Genomic DNA, 15,793 nt, shown 5'->3' on the forward strand with positions numbered 1-15,793 from the left:
CGCGCTCGCGGACCGGCTGCTGGGCACGGCGTCGAGGCAGCCCGCAAAGGGTCCCGAGCGCACGCCGGACGGGCGCTACATCGTCGTCGACGGGCGGCGCTGGCGGACGAGCGACCCCGGCCTGCCGGAGGCCCGCCGCACCGAGCTGGTCGGTGAGCTGATGGACGCACGGCGGGCGGTCGCGGCGGCACGGCGCGCGGACGACGAGGACGCCGAGCGCGAGGCCCGCTCCCGCGTGCACGCGGCGAAGGTCGCGCTCGGGGAACGCGGCGCCCCTTGGTGGGAGCAGCCGCGAAGCTGAACGGCGGCTCGTGCCCGTGGCAGTCCCGCGAGTGAGCGTGAGCCGAACCGGGCACGCGACCCGCACGCAGGATCCACCACGAACGGAGCCGACATGACCGAGGACCAGGACGCCAAGCCCGACACGGACGAGCAGGACGAGGCAGTCGGCGGGGCGCCGACCGACCCGGACCCCGCGGACGAGGCGGCAGACTCCACGAACGACGACGGCCCGGGGTCGGACGGCAGCGTGCCCGGCGCCGGCACCGCGGGGGCCGGCGGAGCGAAGCGCAGCCGCTGACGAGGCGACGCCCAGGGGTCGAGCGGCTGGGACGGGGGCCCAGCTCCGGCCTTACCGGGTATCCCATTGCGAGCCGCCGAAACGCCGGGCTGTGCGATCCGGTGGCAGCTGGCGCACCTGCCGCGTTCCCGGCGATCGGCGCGGTTACGGCGAGTGCCGGGTGGGCAGGCGGGGCGCCTGACGTCCACCAACACGGAGGAGCGCATGACGCCCATCACCGAGCCGGGCACCACCGACGGCCAGCCCGTCACCGAGCAGGCACAGGAGAAGCTGAAGGACGGCGCCGAGGCCGCGAAGGAACAGGCCGCGAACGTCACCCAGCAGGCGCAGGCCAGGGCCCGCGAGCAGGTCGAGACCCGCACCACCGACGCCGGCGAGAAGCTCAAGGGGTCGGCCGGCGACGCGCGTTCCATGGCCGAGCACCTGCGCTCGGAGGGCAAGGACGGCCCGGCGCGCCTTGTCGAGGACGCCGCCGACCGCGCGGAGAAGCTCGGCGGCTACCTCTCCGAGGCCGACGCCGACCAGCTCATCCGCGACCTCGAGGACTTCGGCCGCAAGAACCCGTGGGCGGTCATCGCCGGGGGCATCGCCGTCGGCTTCCTCGCCGCCCGCGCCGTGAGCGCCTCGAGCGCCGGTCGCGACCAGGTCGGAACCACCACGAGCAGCAGCACGGGCAACGGCGCCAGGGGACTCCCCGCCGCGCCGTCAGCGGACACCGCGCCGCGTCCGGCGGCGGACACCCCGCGCGCCGCCGCGGATGCCGCGGTCGGCGAGGGCTACAGCGACACCGACGGCGTGCCGGCGAACGCGGACCTGCCCGGTTACGGGGGATCGCGATGAGCGACCACCCCTCCGCCGATCGCGAGAAGCCGGTCGGGGAACTGCTGCGGCAGCTCTCCGAGGAGACGTCGACCCTGGTCCGCCAGGAGCTCGAGCTGGCCAAGGCCGAGATCAGCCAGAAGGGCAAGGCGGCGGGCGTCGGCGCCGGGCTGCTGGGCGGTGCCGGCGTGACCGCCCTGGTCACGCTCATCGCCCTGATGCTGACCGTGCTGTTCCTGCTCGACACCGCGATGGCCACCTGGCTCGCGGCACTGATCACGACCGTGATCTTCGGCGCCGCCGCCGCCGTTCAGGCCCTGATCGGCAAGAACCGCCTGCAGGACGCCGGACCCCCTGTACCCGAACAGACCACCGACAGCGTGAAGGAGGACGTCGAATGGGCCAAGACCCGAGCACGATCCGCAAGGACATAGAAGAGACCCGCGAGCGCATGGGCGACACCGTCGAGGCACTCGCCTACAAGACCGACGTGGGCGCCCGCACCAAGGACGCCATCGGCGGCCGCGTCGACTCCGTCAAGGAGAAGCTGGGCGTCGCCGGCGACAAGCTGTCGTCCGCCACGGACGTCGCGCCGAGCGGCTCCGACGTCACGCAGCAGGCGCAGAGAGCCAAGGGCCTGGCGCAGGAGAACCCGCTCGGCCTGGCGATCGGCGCCGTCGCCGTCGGTTTCGTCGCAGGCCTGCTGATTCCCAACACCAAGGCGGAGAACAAGCAGCTCGCGCCGGTGGCCGGCGAGCTCCGCGGACACGTCGAGGAGGCCGCGCAGCTCACGGCCGACCACGCCAGGGACACCGTCCAGGACGTGGCCGGGACCGCGAAGGAGGCCGCTCAGACCGCGGTCGCCGACGTGGCCGACGCCGCGAAGGAGACTGGCCAGCAGCACGCCGAGGAGGCCAAGGGCGACCTGGCCGACAAGGCGCAGGAGGCGCGGGGCACCGCGTCCAGCTCCACCCCGACGTGACCCGCAGCGGGCCGGCGGCGAACGCGCCGCCGGCCCGCCGGGCTCAGACGCCGATCGTGAGGTTCGCGACGAAGCCCTTGGCGACGCTGCCGGTGACGGTCGCGAGCTGGTGGACCGCCTGGTCGTCGCGGAACACGTTGTCGTTCGACAGCGACGACTGCGCGAGGTTGCCCTGGCTGCGGGAGTAGCCGCTGGTGGCGTAGACCTTCTTGCAGACCGACTGCGGGAGGGCCAGCTGCGAGGTCTTGACGATCGGTCCGTTCGCGACGGCCCTGGTGACCGACGAGTAGACCTCGAAGTGGATGTGCGGCCAGCGGCCCGGGTAGGCGGCCGGGAAGATCGTGCGGAACCAGGCGGTGCCGTTGCTGTCCGTCCTGGCGATGCCGCGCAGGTAGTTCTCGTCCTCGACGCCGGCGGAGTACATCGAGTACCGGCCGGCGCGGTCGCAGTGCCAGAGGTAGACGGCGGCACCGACCAGCGGCGCGTAGTCCCGGGCGGCCTTCGTCACCGTCAGGTTGACGCGCAGCGGGACGCCCTTGGCGAGCGTGCGGCTGCTGCCGAAGCTGCGCCGGATGTCGTGGCGGACGATGCCCGTGTCGTCCAGGACGTCCGGCCCGTTGGAGCCGTCGCCGGGGTACGGCCCGGCGGTCTCGGTGGGGACGACGGCGGTCGGCGTGGCCGCCGCGGCCCGCTGCGAGCCGCCGAGCGTCGCCAGCACCGCGGCGGCGCCGCCGGCCCCGAAGATCCGCAGCGCGTCGCGGCGCGAGGCGAGCCTGACGAGGTCCTCGTGGAGCCCGTCGCCGTGGTCGTGGCGTGAGGTGTCGTGTCCCATGCCCGGAGCATCGACCACCAGCCTGGGAGCGGGCTGTGTGCTTGCGGGGAGCAGCCTGGACGTTCGCTGCGCGCCGGCCTACAGCGTCAGCGCGAGCCGCAGCCCGAGGGCGACCATCACCGCCGCGGCCACCGCGCCGAACCGCTCGAGCACCGCGCGGCGGCCCTTCAGCCAACCGCGTGCCGTCCCGGCGGCCAGCCCCCACACCGTGTCGCACACCAGCCCGGCGCCGACCACCAGACCGCCCAGCAGCAGCAGCTGCACCGGTGCGGGCGGGCCGCCCGTCGTCACGAACTGCGGCAGCAGCGCCACGAGCAGCAGCAGCCGCTTCGGGTTCAGAACACCGACGGTCACGCCGTCCCGCAGCACCCGGGCGGGACGCGTGCCGGGCGCAGAGGCCGCCGCCTCGGCCGCCAGGTCGTGCCGCCCGCGGTAGGCACGGATGCCGAGCACGATGAGCGCGACCGCCCCGCCGGCGCGGACGAGCGTCAGCGCGAGGTCGGACCTCGTCAGCAGGCTGCCGAGCCCGACGGCCACCGCGATGACCTGCACCAGCAGGCCGAGCCCGACCGCGACCACGGCCAGCAGTGCCGCCGGCCGCCCGCCGGCGACGCCGCGCGCGACAACGAACAGCACGCTGGGGCCAGGGACCGCGAGAACGGCCAGGGCGGTGCCGAGCAACTCGGCGAGGTCGGTGGAGGTGAGCGCCACTCACCCATCTACGGCCGTGCGGTCCGTGGCGCGTGCGGCGGCTGCGCCCAGTCGGTGGACTTGAACCCGCGGGGAGCGGACCGTGTGCCCGGTCGCTTGTTCGCGCCGATCGATGAGTTTCGCGCGGTCGACCCGTCTAGCCTGGGATGAAGCGACTCCACGACCCCCGCGGGAGGGACGTATGACCGAGCTGGCAATCGAGGCCGAGGGCCTCGTCAAGACCTACGGCGACACGCGCGCCGTCGACGGCGTCGACCTGGGCGTCGCGCGCGGATCGATCTACGGCGTCCTGGGCCCCAACGGCGCAGGCAAGACCACGACCATCAAGATGCTCACGACGCTGCTGCGGCCCGACGGGGGCCACGCCCGCGTGCTGGGTCACGACGTCATGACCGACGGCGACGCGGTGCGCTCGCGGATCAGCCTCACCGGGCAGCTCGCCTCGGTCGACGAGGACCTCACGGGCCAGGAGAACCTGGTGCTGCTCGCACGGCTGCTGGGCTACCGCGGGCGCGCCGCCCGGGAGCGGGCGGACCAGCTGCTGCTGGGCTTCGGGCTGGCCGACGCCGCCGGCAAGCTCGCCAAGAACTACTCCGGCGGGATGCGGCGGCGCCTGGACATCGCGTCGAGCATCGTCGTCCGCCCTGACGTGCTGTTCCTGGACGAGCCGACGACGGGCCTGGACCCGCGGTCGCGCAACGAGGTCTGGGAGATCGTCCGGGCGCTGGCCGACCAGGGCACCACCGTCCTGCTCTGCACCCAGTACCTCGACGAGGCCGACCAGCTCGCCGCGCGGATCGCGGTCATCGACCGCGGTCAGGTGATCGCGGAAGGGACCCCCGGCGAGCTCAAGTCGTCCGTCGGGGCGAACACGCTGCATGTCCGCCTGGCCGATCCCGAGCAGCGCGAGGACGCGCTGCAGGCATTGGCCGCCGACCTGGACGCTCCGGTCGAGCGCGCGGGCGATCCCGCCGCGCTGTCCGTCCCCGTCGCCGACGCCGGACGCGCGGCCGAGGCGGTCGCCCGCCTCGCGCAGGCCGACATCGACGTCGCCGGCTTCTCGCTCGGGCAGCCGAGCCTGGACGAGGTCTTCATGGCCCTCACCGGCAAGCCCGCCCCCGACACCGACGACACCGCCGCCGAGGAGATGGCCGCATGAGCACCACCACCCCTGCCCCGACCCCCGTCGCCGCTGCGTCCGTGCACGCGGCGATCGCCGCCGGCGAACGGCCGCCACGGCCGAGCGCCATGTCCGTCTGCGTCACCTTCGGCTGGCGCGGCATGCTGAAGATCAAGCACGTCCCGGAGCAGCTGCTGGACGTGACCATCACCCCGGTCCTGTTCCTGCTGATGTTCACGTACCTGTTCGGTGGCGCGGTCGCGGGGTCGACGGACGACTACCTGCAGTTCATCCTGCCCGGGATCCTGGTGCAGTCGGTGCTGTTCACGGCCGTGTACTCCGGCGTGACGCTCAACACCGACATGACCAAGGGCGTCGTCGACCGCTTTCGGACGCTCCCGGTGTGGCGCCCGGCGCCGCTGGTGGGTGCCGTGCTGGGGGACTCCGTCCGCTTCGTGCTGGCGGGCGGCATCGTGGTCGGGCTCGGGTTCGTGCTCGGGTTCGAGGCCGACGGCGGTTTCTCGGGCGTGGTGGCCGCGATCGCGCTGACCGTCGCGTTCGCGTTCGGCCTGTCGTGGGTGTTCACCACCGTGGGACTGCTGCTGCGCTCACCCAACGCAGTGATGAACAGCGGGTTCATGGTGCTGTTCCCGCTCGTCTTCCTCAGCAACGTGTTCGTCGAGACGAGCACGCTGCCGAGCGCGCTGGAGGCGTTCGTCGACGTCAACCCGATCTCCCACGTCGTCACCGCGGTCCGCGGGCTGATGGAGGGTGACGTGGCCGCCGGCGACCTGGGCCTCGTGCTGGCGGAGGCCGCGGCGCTCACCGCGGTGTTCGCGCCGCTGACCGCGCGGCTCTACCGCCGGTAGTCGGGCAGGCGCGGCGTCTGTCGGTCGGCCGGCACGCGGCCGGCCGACGCGCGCGCAGCCCGCAGCTACACCACGCGCACGTCGTAGCGGGCCGCGATCGCGCCGATCGCGGCGGGGTCCGGCGGCGTGCTGCCTGCCGACGCGGCCGACAGCTCGCGGATGTAGTCCTCGAAGCCACCCGGGGTGTTGAAGTTCAGGAAGCGCACCGGAGCATCCGAGTCGTTGCGGAACGTGTGCACCACGCCGGGCGGCGCGCACACGAACGCCCCCGGCCCGACCACGTGCTCCGCGTCGCCGAGCCGGACGGTCAGCGTGCCCTCCAGGACGTAGAACATGTCGGTCAGCGTCTCGTGCACGTGGGGCGGCGGGCCGGGCATGCCGGCGGCGAACGTCGTCTCCGAGAGGAACAGGGCGCCGCCGGTCGCCGCGGCGGTGGCCTTTATGACGATCGTGTTCGGCCCCATCGGGAGGACCTCGCCGTCGCCGGGGCCGTAGAGCAGTCCGTCGTCCATGCGCCTAACGGTCGCACGGCGCCCCGACGGACCCCGCGGCCTCAGGCCGAGGCGAGCGGGAGGGCGAAGCGGACCGACGTGCCGACGTCGGCGTCCGCGAGCCAGATCCGGCCGCCATGCGCCGCGACGATCGCCGTGCAGATCGCCAGGCCGAGGCCGGCGCCGCTGTCGGTGCGGGCGCGGTTGCCGCGGTAGAACGGCTCGAAGACCAGGGCGCGGTCGTCGGAAGGGATACCGCTGCCGGTGTCCGCCACCTCGACCTCGACCTCGTGCGCGGCCGGGCCGGCGTGGGCGCGCACGGTGATCGTCCCGTCGGGCGGGGTGTGGCGGATCGCGTTCTGGATGAGGTTGAAGAGGACGCGCTGCAGCTTCTCGGGGTTGCCGGCGGCGTGCAGCTCGGCCGCGGTGTCGACGTGGACGCTGATCGTCCCCGCGGCCGGTCGCATCGCCTCGACCGCCTCGCAGACGAGCACGTCCAGACGGACCTGCTGCATCGTCCACTGCAGGTCGCCGCTCTGCAGCCGGGTGAGCTCGAAGAGGTCGTCGATCAGCGCGCTGAGCGCCGTGACGTGGGTGCTCATACGCGCCGCGTACTCGCGGCGGGTGGGCCCGTCGACGAGGTCGTCGTCGATCGCGTCGGCCAGCAGCCGCAGCGACGTGATCGGCGTGCGCAGGTCGTGCGAGACGGCGGCGATGAGCGTGGCACGTGCCTCCTCTTCGCCCGCCAGCCGCTCGACCATGACGTCGACGTCGGCGGCGAGCGCGGCCAGCTCGTCGCGGCCGATCACGCCGGTGCGCGCGTCGCGGCGGCCCTCCCCCACCGCCGTCAACGTCGCCCGGATCGCGTCGACGTCGCTCAGCGCCTCGCGGCCCAGCAGGCGCGCGGTCCACGCGGCGACGGCGGAGGCGTAGAGCACGACGAGCGCCGCGAAGAACGCGTCGTGGGCGCTGACGAACATGAGCCGCGCGAACAGCGCCACGGCGGCGGCGAACTGCAGCACGGCGACCAGGGCGACGACCGCGAACTGCCGCCGTAGGCCGCCCGCCCGCTGCCGGTGGCGCGCCCACCACTCGGCCGCGAGGACGGTCACCACGCCGAGCGGCGCGAGCAGCGCGAACGTGACGACGGCGGCGTGGGTCCCGTAGCCGGCGAGCGCGAGCAGCGTGATGCCGCCGCTGAGCGCGAGTGCGAAGGCGATCCCGGCGAGGAACCGGCGGCGGGTGTCGGCGCGGTCGATCACGCGGCGAACCTGTAGCCCACGCCCCACACGGTCTCGATCCAGCGCGGCTGCTCGGGGTCGGCTTCGATCTTCGCCCGCAGGCGGCGGATGTGGACGGTCACCGTCGACGTGTCGGAGTAGAACGAGTACTGCCAGACGTGGTCCATCAGCTGCTCGCGGGTGAACGCCTGGCCCGGGTGGCGCGCGAGGAACAGCAGGACGTCGAACTCGCGCTGGGTGAGCTGGACCTCAGCTCCGCCCGCGAGGACCCGGCGGGCGGCCGGGTCGATGTGCAGCCCGTCGAGCTCGATCGGCGGCTCGTGCGCCGGCACCGTGTCGATCCGCCGCAGGACCGCGTCCACGCGGGCGACGAGCTCGGCCGGGGAGAACGGCTTCACGACGTAGTCGTCTGCGCCGAGGCGCAGCCCGATCACGCGGTCGGCCTCCTCGCCCTTCGCCGTCAGCAGGATGATCGCGGTCCGGCGCTGGTCGCCCTCGCGGACGCGGCGCATGACCTCGAGGCCGTCGATGCCGGGCAGCATCAGGTCGAGCACCATCAGGTCGGGCCGGACGCGGGCGACGGCCTCCATGGCGCTGTGGCCGTCGAGCGCGACGTGCGTCTCGTAGCCGGCGCGGTCCAGGTAGCGCGCGACGACCTCGCTGATCGTCGGCTCGTCGTCGACGACCAGGACGGAGCCACGCGTGTGGTCGGCGGCGGTGGCCATCAGCCGAGTGTGGCAGGGCGGGGTGCCCGCGGACAGCCTTCCGCGGCGCCGTTCACCGGTTGTTCAGCTGCTGCCGGCGGGCTCACGAGGTGCCCCGCAGCGGGGCGGCGGCGAACTCGGCCATCCCGGCGCCGAAGTCCTCGCGCGCGACGAAGCCGAGGCCGGCGGCCGCGCGGTCCGGCGCGGCGAAGACGTGTCGCACGTCCCCGAGCCGGTAGGCGCCCGTGGTCTGCGGGGGCGGGACCGCGCCGAAGCCGGCGGCGTGCAGCGCGCGGGCCATCTCCCCCACGCTGCGCGGCGTGCCGCTGCAGACGTTGAACGCGCCGGCCGGGGCGGCGTCCGCGGTGAGGGCGAGCACGTTCGCCCGGGCGACGTCGCGGACGTGGACGAAGTCGCGCAGCTGGCCGCCGTCCTCGTAGACCTGCGGCGCGCGACCGGCGTTCAGGGCGCTGACGAAGATCGACGCGACCCCGGCGTACGGCGTGTCCCGCGGCATCCGCGGCCCGTAGACGTTGTGGTACCGCAGGGACACGACGGGGATCCCCGTCTCGCGGCTGAACGCGGTGGCGAGGTGCTCCTGCTGCAGCTTGGTCGCGGCGTAGACGTTCCGGGGGTCCAGCGGCGCGTCCTCGGGGATCGCCTGCGGGACCAGCGGGGCGGCGCAGCGCGGGCACGGCGGGTCGAAGCGTCCGGCGTCCAGGTCGGCGGGTGTGCGGGCGGGCGGGCGGACGTCGCCGTGCTCGGTGCACGCGTAGCGGCCTTCCCCGTACACGACCATCGACGAGGCCTGTACGAGGCGGCCGGCGAACCGCGACCGCGCGAGCTCCCGCAGCAGCACGGCGGTGCCGAGGTCGTTGTGGGCGACGTAGTCGGCGATGTCGAGGATGTCCGTGCCGAGGCCGACCATCGCGGCCTGGTGGCAGACGTGGTCGACGCCGGCCAGCGCCGCGGCGACCGTGGCCCCGTCGCGGACGTCGCCGGCGACGAACTCGACGGCGTCGGGCAGGTCGGCCGGGCGCGTGCGGCCCGCGTGGGCGGCCGGGTGCAGCCAGTCGAGTACGCGGACGTCGTGGCCGCCTTCGAGCAGCGCGTCGGCGACGTGCGAGCCGATGAAGCCGGCGCCGCCGGTGAGCAGGACGTGGCTCACGGCCGGACCACCCGCACGCCGTCGTCCGCGCTGATCGCGAGGCGTCCATCGGCCAGGCGCGTCACACCGTACGCGCACTGCCGGCTGATCACGCCCGCGCGGCGCCAGCGCCCCGCGACCAGCCGGTAGCGGTCCAGCCGCCGGGAGACGACGCCGCACACCGCGACCTCGGCCGGACCGATCACGGCGAGGCCGGACGGGGCCACGCGGCCCGGCAGGTCGGTCACCTGCCGCGGCGCGCCGCCGCCGGCGTCCCCGCGGGCGATCCGCTCGGGACGGCGGCCGGGGGCGTTGTCGGCGACGAGCAGGCCGTCGCCGTCGCCCGCGTCGTCCGGGTAGGGCGCGAAGGCGTACGGGTTGTTCCAGCCGCGGCTGAGGATCCGCGGTTCCTGTCCGCCGCCGCGGTCCGGGTCGAGCGCGAGCAGCTTGCCGTTCGGCGCGTCGTCGTCCGGGATGCGGGCGGGGTCCTGCAGGTCGCCGACGCCGATGACCAGGCGTCCGCCGAGCAGCACCAGGTGGCCGCCGTCCGCGAGGTCGGTCGACGGCGGGCCCGTCCAGACCCGGCGCCGCGGGCCTGGCAGGACCTGCTCGACGACCAGCCGCTCGCGGCCGCCGCGTTCGGTGAACGCCGCGAACGTGCGCCCGCGCCGGTCCACCACGAGGCCCAGGAGCCCGCGCTGGCCGCCGGTGCTGACCGGCAGCGTCACGAGCACACGGCCCCGTGGGCGCCCCTCCCCATCGAGGTCGCGCACCCGGCCGGTGGTCAGCTCGCCGCCGCGCAGCCCGCCGCCGGGCAGCGGCGCGAGCGCGGCGATGACCGCGCCGGCCTCGGGTGGGCGTCGGTCGTCGGTGCGGACGGTCCCCGCGATCGTGGCCGCCGTCGTCGCTCCGCCGGTGCTGTCGCTGCCGCAGCCCGCGAGGGACGCAGCGGCCAGCGCGACCGCCACGATCCTCCTCACGCCGGAGGACGCGCTCGACCGCCCCCAGCCGGGGGTGACAGCGCCAGATGTCGAAAAGCGGCACCTGGCGCTGCCACACCCCTCGTTCAGGTGTGGTGTGGCGGTGCCTCGTGTCGCAATGCGGCAGGTGGTACTGCCACCTCCCGCGCTCACCATGGGGAGCGTACGGTCGCCTGCACCACGAGCGCCAGCAGCAGCTGCAGCGCGAGCCACTTGCGCGACGCGCCGAGGGCCGCCGTCACCACCAGGAGCCAGGGCGTGAACGGCAGCCAGATGCGCTCGGTCTCCCCGCGGGACAGGCCGCTCAGCTGCGCCACCGCGACCGCGGCGAGACCGCCGCCGGCCAGCAGCCAGATCCGCCGGTCGCGCAGGCGCATGATCCCGGCGACGACCGCAGGGCCGATCGCGATGAAGAACGCCCCGAGGTTGATGACGAGGAAGTCCGCGTACGGCCGGCGCGACGCGACACCGGCGTGGTAGAGGTCCCGCGTCGCGCTGAGCCCGTCCGGCCAGAAGAACCCGGCGGCGGAGAACGCGGCGACCACGATCACGAGGCCGGCCGCGGCCAGCGCCCCGACCAGCGCCGCCCGCCGCCAGATCAGCAGCGCGAGCACCAGCAGGCCGAGCGGCGCGATGCCGTAGCTCAGGTGCAGGGCCACCCCGAGGACGAGGCCGCCCGCGAGTGCCGTCGCCGCCCGCCGGCGTACGTCCGCGGCCGTCACCGCCATGGCCATCAGCGCCACCCCGCACGCCGACACGCCCAGGAACAGCGCGTCCGCCGACGTCGCGAGCCAGACGGCGCCCGGGTTGAAGACGAGGAACGGCGCCGCGCGCCGCGCCGCCGCCTCGTCGGCGACCGCTCGCAGCGCGACGAGCGCCGCCGGCGCGGCCAGGGCTCCGGCGGCGACAACGAGGACCGTCGCCACGGTGGCGCCGCCCAGGCCGAGGTCGTCGAGCCAGCCGAGGAGCAGCAGGAAGCCCGGCGGGTGCCCCTTGACGTGGGTCGGGTAGCTGGGCAGCACGTCGACGAACGAGCGCAGGAACCCGCCGTCGCCGTCGGCCGCGGCCCGGGCCCGCGGCAGGCCGGCGAGGTACTCGTAGCGCGACTGCAGCGGCGCGGGCAGCGCCGACCAGCCGTCCCCCGCGGCCAGCAGGACCGCCCACGCGGCGCCCGTCGCCCAGCCGGCGACCAGCAGGACGCCCCAGCGCGCCCGGGCCGCGACGGCCGGCGCGTAGGCCAGCGCGAGCGCGGCGAGGACGACCGCGCCGCTGAGCCGCCAGGACGCGCGGATGTCCTGTGACCCCACCAGGGGCGCGTTCCCGATGTGCACCCGGAAGTCGCGTGAGTAGAGGGCGTAACCCAGCCGGTAACCGGCGACGATGACGGCGGCCCACAGCGCGATGGCGGCGATCGCGCCGTAGCGCGGACGGGGCCGGCCACGCGACGGCGGGCCAGGCGCTGCAGCCGGGCCGGGCGGCCTGGGTGTGATCGTGGCGGAGGTCATCGCGGTGGCCGACGCCACGCTATGTCCTGGCGGTCGCCGGCGGTGCTCGCGGGACGACGTGTTTCGTAGTCGTTCATCGTTTTGCAGGCGGTCCCGGCGTACGTTGACCGGGATGACCGACGTGATCCTCCCGGTGCTGAACGAGGCAGAGGCCCTGCCGTGGGTCCTGTCCCGCATGCCTCCCGACCTCACGCCGATCGTGGTCGACAACGGATCCACCGACGGCTCGGGCGCGGTGGCGCTGCGGCTCGGGGCGCAGGTCGTGCACGAGCCGCGGCCGGGGTTCGGTGCGGCCTGCTTCGCCGGCCTGGTGGCGGCGACCGCCGACCTCGTCTGCTTCATGGACTGCGACGCTTCGCTCGATCCGGGCGACGTGCCGCGGATCGCCGCGGCGGTCCACGCGGGGACGGCGGACCTGGTCCTCGGCGCCCGCCGCGGCGTCCCCGGCGCCTGGCCCGCCCATGCCCGCCTGATGAACGCCGGCCTCGCGTTCGAGCTGCGCCGCCGCACCGGCGTCCCCCTCACCGACCTGGGCCCGATGCGCGTCGCCCGCCGCACCGCCCTGCTGGACCTCGGCCTCGTCGACCGGCGCTTCGGCTGGCCGCTGGAGATGGTCATCAAGGCCGCGGCCGCCGGCTGGCGGATCGCCGAGGAGCCCGTCCTCTACCACCCCCGCATCGGCCGGTCGAAGGTCACCGGCACGATGAAGGGGACGGTCCGCGCCGTGCGCGACATGAGCGGGGTGCTGGCGGCATGAACATCGCTATCGCGGTCATCGCCAAGGCCCCGCGCGCCGGGCACAGCAAGACCCGGCTCACGCCTCCGTGCACGCCGCAGCAGGCCGCCGGCCTGGCCGAGGCCGCGCTGGTGGACACGCTGCGGGTGGTCCTCGCGACGCCGTGCGACCGCCGCGTCCTCGTCCTCGACGGCACTCCCGGGGCGTGGCTCCCGGGCGGCTTCGAGGTCATCGCGCAGCGGGGCGCCGGCCTCGACGAGCGCCTCGCTGCCGCCTTCGCGGACATCGGCGGACCGACCCTGCTCGTCGGGATGGACACGCCGCAGCTGACCCCGGCGCTGCTGGGCACCGGCACCGCCGCCCTGCGCGCCGGCGCCGCCGCGGTGCTGGGCCTGGCGGACGACGGCGGGTACTGGGCCATCGGCCTGCCGGACTGCCACGACGCGCTCTTCCACGGCGTCCCGATGAGCGCCGACGACACCGGCGCGCAGCAGCATCGGCGCCTGCGCGAGCACGGCCGCGACCCGGTCCTGCTCGCCCCACTCCGCGACGTCGATCACTTCGAGGACGCGCTCGCGGCGGCGGCGCTGATGCCGTCCGGATCGTTCGCCCGTGCCGTCGCGGAGCTGGCGGCGTGACCACGAAGACCTTCGACCCGGGCGTCCGCGTCCCGTTTCTGCCGTCCCCCACCCCGGGGCGGGTGGCACCGGCCCCGGCGCCCGCTCCCGCGCGCGCCGTGAGCCCGGCGGACCTGTACCGCAGCGGCCTGCACGGCGCCGCCCCCGACCTGACCCTGCGCGGGGCCGACGGCACCTGCGGCCCCGTCCCCATCGCGACCTGGCTCGGACCGCTGACCGCCGCCGACCATGACGTCCTGGCCCGCGCCGCGGCACCGGTCCTGGACGTGGGCTGCGGACCCGGGCGTCACCTGGTCGCCCTCGCGCGGCGCGGCGTGCCCGCGGCCGGGATCGACGCAGCACCGGCCGCCGTCGAGCTCGCGCGCTCCCGCGGGGTGCGGGTGATCCACGCCTCGGTCTTCGCCGGGTCCGTTCCCGGCGCCGGCACCTGGGGCACCGCGCTGCTGCTGGACGGCAACATCGGCATCGGCGGGCAGCCCGTGCGGCTGCTCGCGCGGCTGCGAACGCTCCTGCGCCCGGACGGCGAGGTCCTGGTGGAGCTCGAGGCCCCCGGATGTGCGTCCGGCACCTGCGCGGTCCGCCTGGAGGGCGCGGGGGCCGTGAGCGAGTGGTTCCCGTGGGCGCGCGTCGGGGTCGACGGCATTTACGGGCACGCGCACCTCGCCGGCCTGACCGTCACCGAGGTCTGGGAGGGACACGGCCGATGGTTCGCCCGACTCGCCGCCGCACGGTAGGGGACGAGCTCCGCGCCGGGCGGACGCTCGGCGACGCGATGGAGGCCGACTTCGGCCACCTCGCTGCGGGCCCGTTCGCCGACGACGCGTTCCCCAGCCGGCTGCACGACGAGCGCGTCAGCGCGGTCCTCGGCCTGGCGCTCGGGATCAGCTTCATCGCCTGCTTCCTGACCGGGTTGGTGTCCCACTTCGCGCAGCAGCCGCTGTCGCTCGGCTTCCTCTCGATGCCCGCGAGCCCGGGCTGGCTCTACCGCGTGACCCAAGGCGTGCACGTCGCGAGCGGCATCGCGGCGATCCCGCTGCTGATGGTGAAGCTGTGGTCGGTCTTCCCGAAGCTGTTCGCCTTCCCGGCCGTCGAGAACAAGGCGCAGATCGTCGAGCGCGTCAGCATCGTCCCGCTCGTCGCGGGGTCGATCTTCCAGCTCTTCAGCGGCCTGGCGAACACGGCCCGCTGGTATCCCTGGGAGTTCAACTTCACCGTCACGCACTACTGGACCGCGTACGTCGTCATCGGGGCGCTCGTCGCGCACATCGGGGCGAAGGTGTCGATCACACGACGCGCGCTCTCGGCGGAGGCGCGGCGCGCGCCCGAGCCGCCCGGCACCGGCCTGAGCCGCCGCGGCCTGTTCGTCGCGACGGGCGGCGCCGTCGCGGCGGTCACCCTCACGACCGTGGGCCAGACCGTGCGGCCGCTGAAGGACCTGGCGGTGCTCGCACCCCGCCGGCCGGACGTCGGCCCGCAGGGCGTCCCCGTCAACAAGGCGGCGGCGGGCGCGCGTGTCACCGAGCTGATCGCCGACCCGGGCTACACCCTGACGATCGACGGCCGCGTCGAACGCGAGCTCAAGCTCGGGCTGGACGAGCTGCGGGCGCTGCCGCAGCACGAGGCCGACCTCGCGATCACGTGCGTGGAAGGCTGGAGCGCCGGCGCCCACTGGCGTGGCCTGCGGGTGCGTGACCTGCTCGCGATGGCCGGGGCACCCGAGGATGCCGAGGTCGTGGTCCACTCGATCCAGCAACGCGGCGCCTACCGCAGCAGCGAGCTGAACGTCCCCCACGCCCGGCACGCGGACACGCTGCTGGCGCTCGAGCTCAACGGCGAGGTCCTGCACGTCGACCACGGCTACCCGATCAGGCTGATCGCCCCCAACCGGCCCGGGGTCCAGCAGACCAAATGGGTCAGCCGCCTGGAGGTGATCTGAGTGTCCACCCCTGCACGCCAGGCCGCCCGGGACGCGCCCGGTGGCCCGCTGTTCTGGATCAGCAACGCGATCGGCATGGGGATCCTGGTGTTCGGGGTCGTCGGCCTGCTGCGCCACCAGGACGCCACGGTCCCGCTGAACGTCCTGAAGTTCCTGGCGGGCTCCCTGATCGCGCACGATGCGCTGTTCGCGCCGCTGGTGGGACTCGGGTCGCTCGTGATCGTGCGTCTCGTCCCGCGGCGGGTCCGCCCCGCGCTGCAGGGGACGCTCATCATCTCGGCCGCCGTCGTCCTGATCTCGATCCCCGTGCTCACCGGGCGTGGGCGCAACCCGAACAACCCGTCGATCCTCCCGGGCGACTACGGCACCGGGCTGCTCCAGGTCCTCGCGGTCGTGTGGGCGGTCGGCGTCATCGCCGCCATCCGCGCGCTCCTCCGTCCTCCGGTCGCGGACGATCCGCCGCGCGCCGGAACCCTCCCTCCACAGAACGGCTGGTAACGCA

20 protein-coding genes are annotated in these 15,793 nt (G+C 74.7%); 12 read left to right on the forward strand and 8 right to left on the reverse strand.

Annotation, left to right across the window (positions count from 1 at the left end):
• Nucleotides 1-19: 19 nt before the first annotated feature.
• The 5 genes from DSM112329_RS18655 (at nt 20) to DSM112329_RS18675 (ending at nt 2,381) form a co-directional block, all read left to right on the forward strand.
• A complete protein-coding gene (locus tag DSM112329_RS18655) occupies nt 20-301 on the forward strand; it encodes a hypothetical protein (protein WP_354702498.1) in 282 nt (93 codons plus the stop codon).
• Between the two features lie 93 nt (nt 302-394).
• The gene (locus tag DSM112329_RS18660) at nt 395-580 is read left to right on the forward strand and encodes a hypothetical protein (protein WP_354698061.1); all 186 of its coding nucleotides are present in this window, start codon (nt 395-397) and stop codon (nt 578-580) included.
• Between the two features lie 204 nt (nt 581-784).
• Nucleotides 785-1,420 (forward strand): hypothetical protein, encoded by a 636-nt coding sequence (locus DSM112329_RS18665; RefSeq protein ID WP_354698062.1) that lies wholly within the window; start codon nt 785-787, stop codon nt 1,418-1,420.
• Nucleotides 1,417-1,833: a phage holin family protein gene (locus tag DSM112329_RS18670; protein ID WP_354698063.1), complete on the forward strand. Its 417-nt coding sequence runs from the start codon at nt 1,417-1,419 to the stop codon at nt 1,831-1,833. The genes DSM112329_RS18665 and DSM112329_RS18670 overlap by 4 nt, the downstream gene beginning before the upstream one ends.
• Nucleotides 1,797-2,381, forward strand: coding sequence for a DUF3618 domain-containing protein (locus DSM112329_RS18675; protein ID WP_354698064.1), 585 nt, complete (start codon nt 1,797-1,799; stop codon nt 2,379-2,381). The genes DSM112329_RS18670 and DSM112329_RS18675 overlap by 37 nt, the downstream gene beginning before the upstream one ends.
• Nucleotides 2,382-2,424: 43 nt before the next feature.
• On the opposite strand, the gene DSM112329_RS18680 is transcribed toward DSM112329_RS18675, so the two are convergent.
• Nucleotides 2,425-3,213: a 3,4-dioxygenase subunit beta gene (locus tag DSM112329_RS18680; RefSeq protein WP_354698065.1), complete on the reverse strand. Its 789-nt coding sequence runs from the start codon at nt 3,211-3,213 to the stop codon at nt 2,425-2,427.
• Between the two features lie 78 nt (nt 3,214-3,291).
• Nucleotides 3,292-3,924 (reverse strand): LysE family translocator, encoded by a 633-nt coding sequence (locus DSM112329_RS18685; protein ID WP_354698066.1) that lies wholly within the window; start codon nt 3,922-3,924, stop codon nt 3,292-3,294.
• A 181-nt stretch (nt 3,925-4,105) separates the two neighbouring features.
• Between DSM112329_RS18685 and DSM112329_RS18690 the strand changes: the two genes are divergently transcribed.
• A complete protein-coding gene (locus tag DSM112329_RS18690) occupies nt 4,106-5,083 on the forward strand; it encodes an ATP-binding cassette domain-containing protein (protein ID WP_354698067.1) in 978 nt (325 codons plus the stop codon).
• Nucleotides 5,080-5,913 carry an ABC transporter permease gene (locus DSM112329_RS18695; protein WP_354698068.1) on the forward strand — a complete coding sequence of 278 codons (834 nt, stop codon included), beginning with the start codon at nt 5,080-5,082 and terminating at the stop codon, nt 5,911-5,913. The genes DSM112329_RS18690 and DSM112329_RS18695 overlap by 4 nt, the downstream gene beginning before the upstream one ends.
• 65 nt (nt 5,914-5,978) lie before the next feature.
• On the opposite strand, the gene DSM112329_RS18700 is transcribed toward DSM112329_RS18695, so the two are convergent.
• The 6 genes from DSM112329_RS18700 to DSM112329_RS18725 form a co-directional block, all read right to left on the reverse strand.
• A complete protein-coding gene (locus tag DSM112329_RS18700) occupies nt 5,979-6,425 on the reverse strand; it encodes a cupin domain-containing protein (RefSeq protein WP_354698069.1) in 447 nt (148 codons plus the stop codon).
• Nucleotides 6,426-6,466: 41 nt separating this feature from the next.
• Nucleotides 6,467-7,666, reverse strand: a complete 1,200-nt coding sequence (locus DSM112329_RS18705) for a HAMP domain-containing sensor histidine kinase (RefSeq protein WP_354698070.1) — start codon at nt 7,664-7,666, stop codon at nt 6,467-6,469.
• Nucleotides 7,663-8,370 carry a response regulator transcription factor gene (locus DSM112329_RS18710; protein WP_354698071.1) on the reverse strand — a complete coding sequence of 236 codons (708 nt, stop codon included), beginning with the start codon at nt 8,368-8,370 and terminating at the stop codon, nt 7,663-7,665. Before DSM112329_RS18710 ends, DSM112329_RS18705 begins: the two co-directional genes overlap by 4 nt.
• 82 nt (nt 8,371-8,452) lie before the next feature.
• The gene (locus tag DSM112329_RS18715; protein ID WP_354698072.1) at nt 8,453-9,517 is read right to left on the reverse strand and encodes an NAD-dependent epimerase/dehydratase family protein; all 1,065 of its coding nucleotides are present in this window, start codon (nt 9,515-9,517) and stop codon (nt 8,453-8,455) included.
• Complete coding sequence (locus DSM112329_RS18720) at nt 9,514-10,476, reverse strand: hypothetical protein (protein ID WP_354698073.1); 963 nt, start codon at nt 10,474-10,476, stop codon at nt 9,514-9,516. Before DSM112329_RS18720 ends, DSM112329_RS18715 begins: the two co-directional genes overlap by 4 nt.
• A gap of 149 nt (nt 10,477-10,625) precedes the next feature.
• Nucleotides 10,626-11,981: a hypothetical protein gene (locus DSM112329_RS18725; RefSeq protein ID WP_354698074.1), complete on the reverse strand. Its 1,356-nt coding sequence runs from the start codon at nt 11,979-11,981 to the stop codon at nt 10,626-10,628.
• A 112-nt stretch (nt 11,982-12,093) separates the two neighbouring features.
• On the opposite strand from DSM112329_RS18725, the gene DSM112329_RS18730 reads away from it, so the two are divergent.
• From DSM112329_RS18730 to DSM112329_RS18750, 5 genes are read left to right on the forward strand one after another with little or no spacing between them, the layout of a single operon-like run.
• Nucleotides 12,094-12,738 (forward strand): glycosyltransferase family 2 protein, encoded by a 645-nt coding sequence (locus tag DSM112329_RS18730; RefSeq protein WP_354698075.1) that lies wholly within the window; start codon nt 12,094-12,096, stop codon nt 12,736-12,738.
• Nucleotides 12,735-13,355 (forward strand): DUF2064 domain-containing protein, encoded by a 621-nt coding sequence (locus DSM112329_RS18735; RefSeq protein ID WP_354698076.1) that lies wholly within the window; start codon nt 12,735-12,737, stop codon nt 13,353-13,355. Before DSM112329_RS18730 ends, DSM112329_RS18735 begins: the two co-directional genes overlap by 4 nt.
• Nucleotides 13,352-14,089: a class I SAM-dependent methyltransferase gene (locus DSM112329_RS18740; protein ID WP_354698077.1), complete on the forward strand. Its 738-nt coding sequence runs from the start codon at nt 13,352-13,354 to the stop codon at nt 14,087-14,089. The genes DSM112329_RS18735 and DSM112329_RS18740 overlap by 4 nt, the downstream gene beginning before the upstream one ends.
• On the forward strand, nt 14,059-15,291 hold the full coding sequence (locus tag DSM112329_RS18745) for a molybdopterin-dependent oxidoreductase (RefSeq protein WP_354698078.1): 1,233 nt from the start codon (nt 14,059-14,061) through the stop codon (nt 15,289-15,291). The genes DSM112329_RS18740 and DSM112329_RS18745 overlap by 31 nt, the downstream gene beginning before the upstream one ends.
• Nucleotides 15,292-15,789, forward strand: a complete 498-nt coding sequence (locus tag DSM112329_RS18750; protein ID WP_354698079.1) for a hypothetical protein — start codon at nt 15,292-15,294, stop codon at nt 15,787-15,789. It abuts the gene before it with no gap.
• Nucleotides 15,790-15,793: the final 4 nt, after the last annotated feature.

Source organism: Paraconexibacter sp. AEG42_29 (assembly GCF_040581415.1).
In the GTDB taxonomy this organism is placed as follows: Bacteria; Actinomycetota; Thermoleophilia; order Solirubrobacterales; family Solirubrobacteraceae; genus Paraconexibacter.

Excerpts from the sequence above, each read along its gene's own strand:
- DSM112329_RS18660 (WP_354698061.1), top strand. The coding sequence starts at position 395 with ATGACCGAGGACCAGGACGCCAAGCCCGACACGGACGAGCAGGACGAG.
- DSM112329_RS18665 (WP_354698062.1), top strand. The coding sequence starts at position 785 with ATGACGCCCATCACCGAGCCGGGCACCACCGACGGCCAGCCCGTCACC.
- DSM112329_RS18670 (WP_354698063.1), top strand. The coding sequence starts at position 1,417 with ATGAGCGACCACCCCTCCGCCGATCGCGAGAAGCCGGTCGGGGAACTG.
- DSM112329_RS18675 (WP_354698064.1), top strand. The coding sequence starts at position 1,797 with ATGGGCCAAGACCCGAGCACGATCCGCAAGGACATAGAAGAGACCCGC.
- DSM112329_RS18680 (WP_354698065.1), bottom strand. The coding sequence starts at position 3,213 with ATGGGACACGACACCTCACGCCACGACCACGGCGACGGGCTCCACGAG.
- DSM112329_RS18690 (WP_354698067.1), top strand. The coding sequence starts at position 4,106 with ATGACCGAGCTGGCAATCGAGGCCGAGGGCCTCGTCAAGACCTACGGC.
- DSM112329_RS18695 (WP_354698068.1), top strand. The coding sequence starts at position 5,080 with ATGAGCACCACCACCCCTGCCCCGACCCCCGTCGCCGCTGCGTCCGTG.
- DSM112329_RS18700 (WP_354698069.1), bottom strand. The coding sequence starts at position 6,425 with ATGGACGACGGACTGCTCTACGGCCCCGGCGACGGCGAGGTCCTCCCG.
- DSM112329_RS18710 (WP_354698071.1), bottom strand. The coding sequence starts at position 8,370 with ATGGCCACCGCCGCCGACCACACGCGTGGCTCCGTCCTGGTCGTCGAC.
- DSM112329_RS18725 (WP_354698074.1), bottom strand. The coding sequence starts at position 11,981 with ATGACCTCCGCCACGATCACACCCAGGCCGCCCGGCCCGGCTGCAGCG.
- DSM112329_RS18730 (WP_354698075.1), top strand. The coding sequence starts at position 12,094 with ATGACCGACGTGATCCTCCCGGTGCTGAACGAGGCAGAGGCCCTGCCG.
- DSM112329_RS18735 (WP_354698076.1), top strand. The coding sequence starts at position 12,735 with ATGAACATCGCTATCGCGGTCATCGCCAAGGCCCCGCGCGCCGGGCAC.
- DSM112329_RS18745 (WP_354698078.1), top strand. The coding sequence starts at position 14,059 with ATGGTTCGCCCGACTCGCCGCCGCACGGTAGGGGACGAGCTCCGCGCC.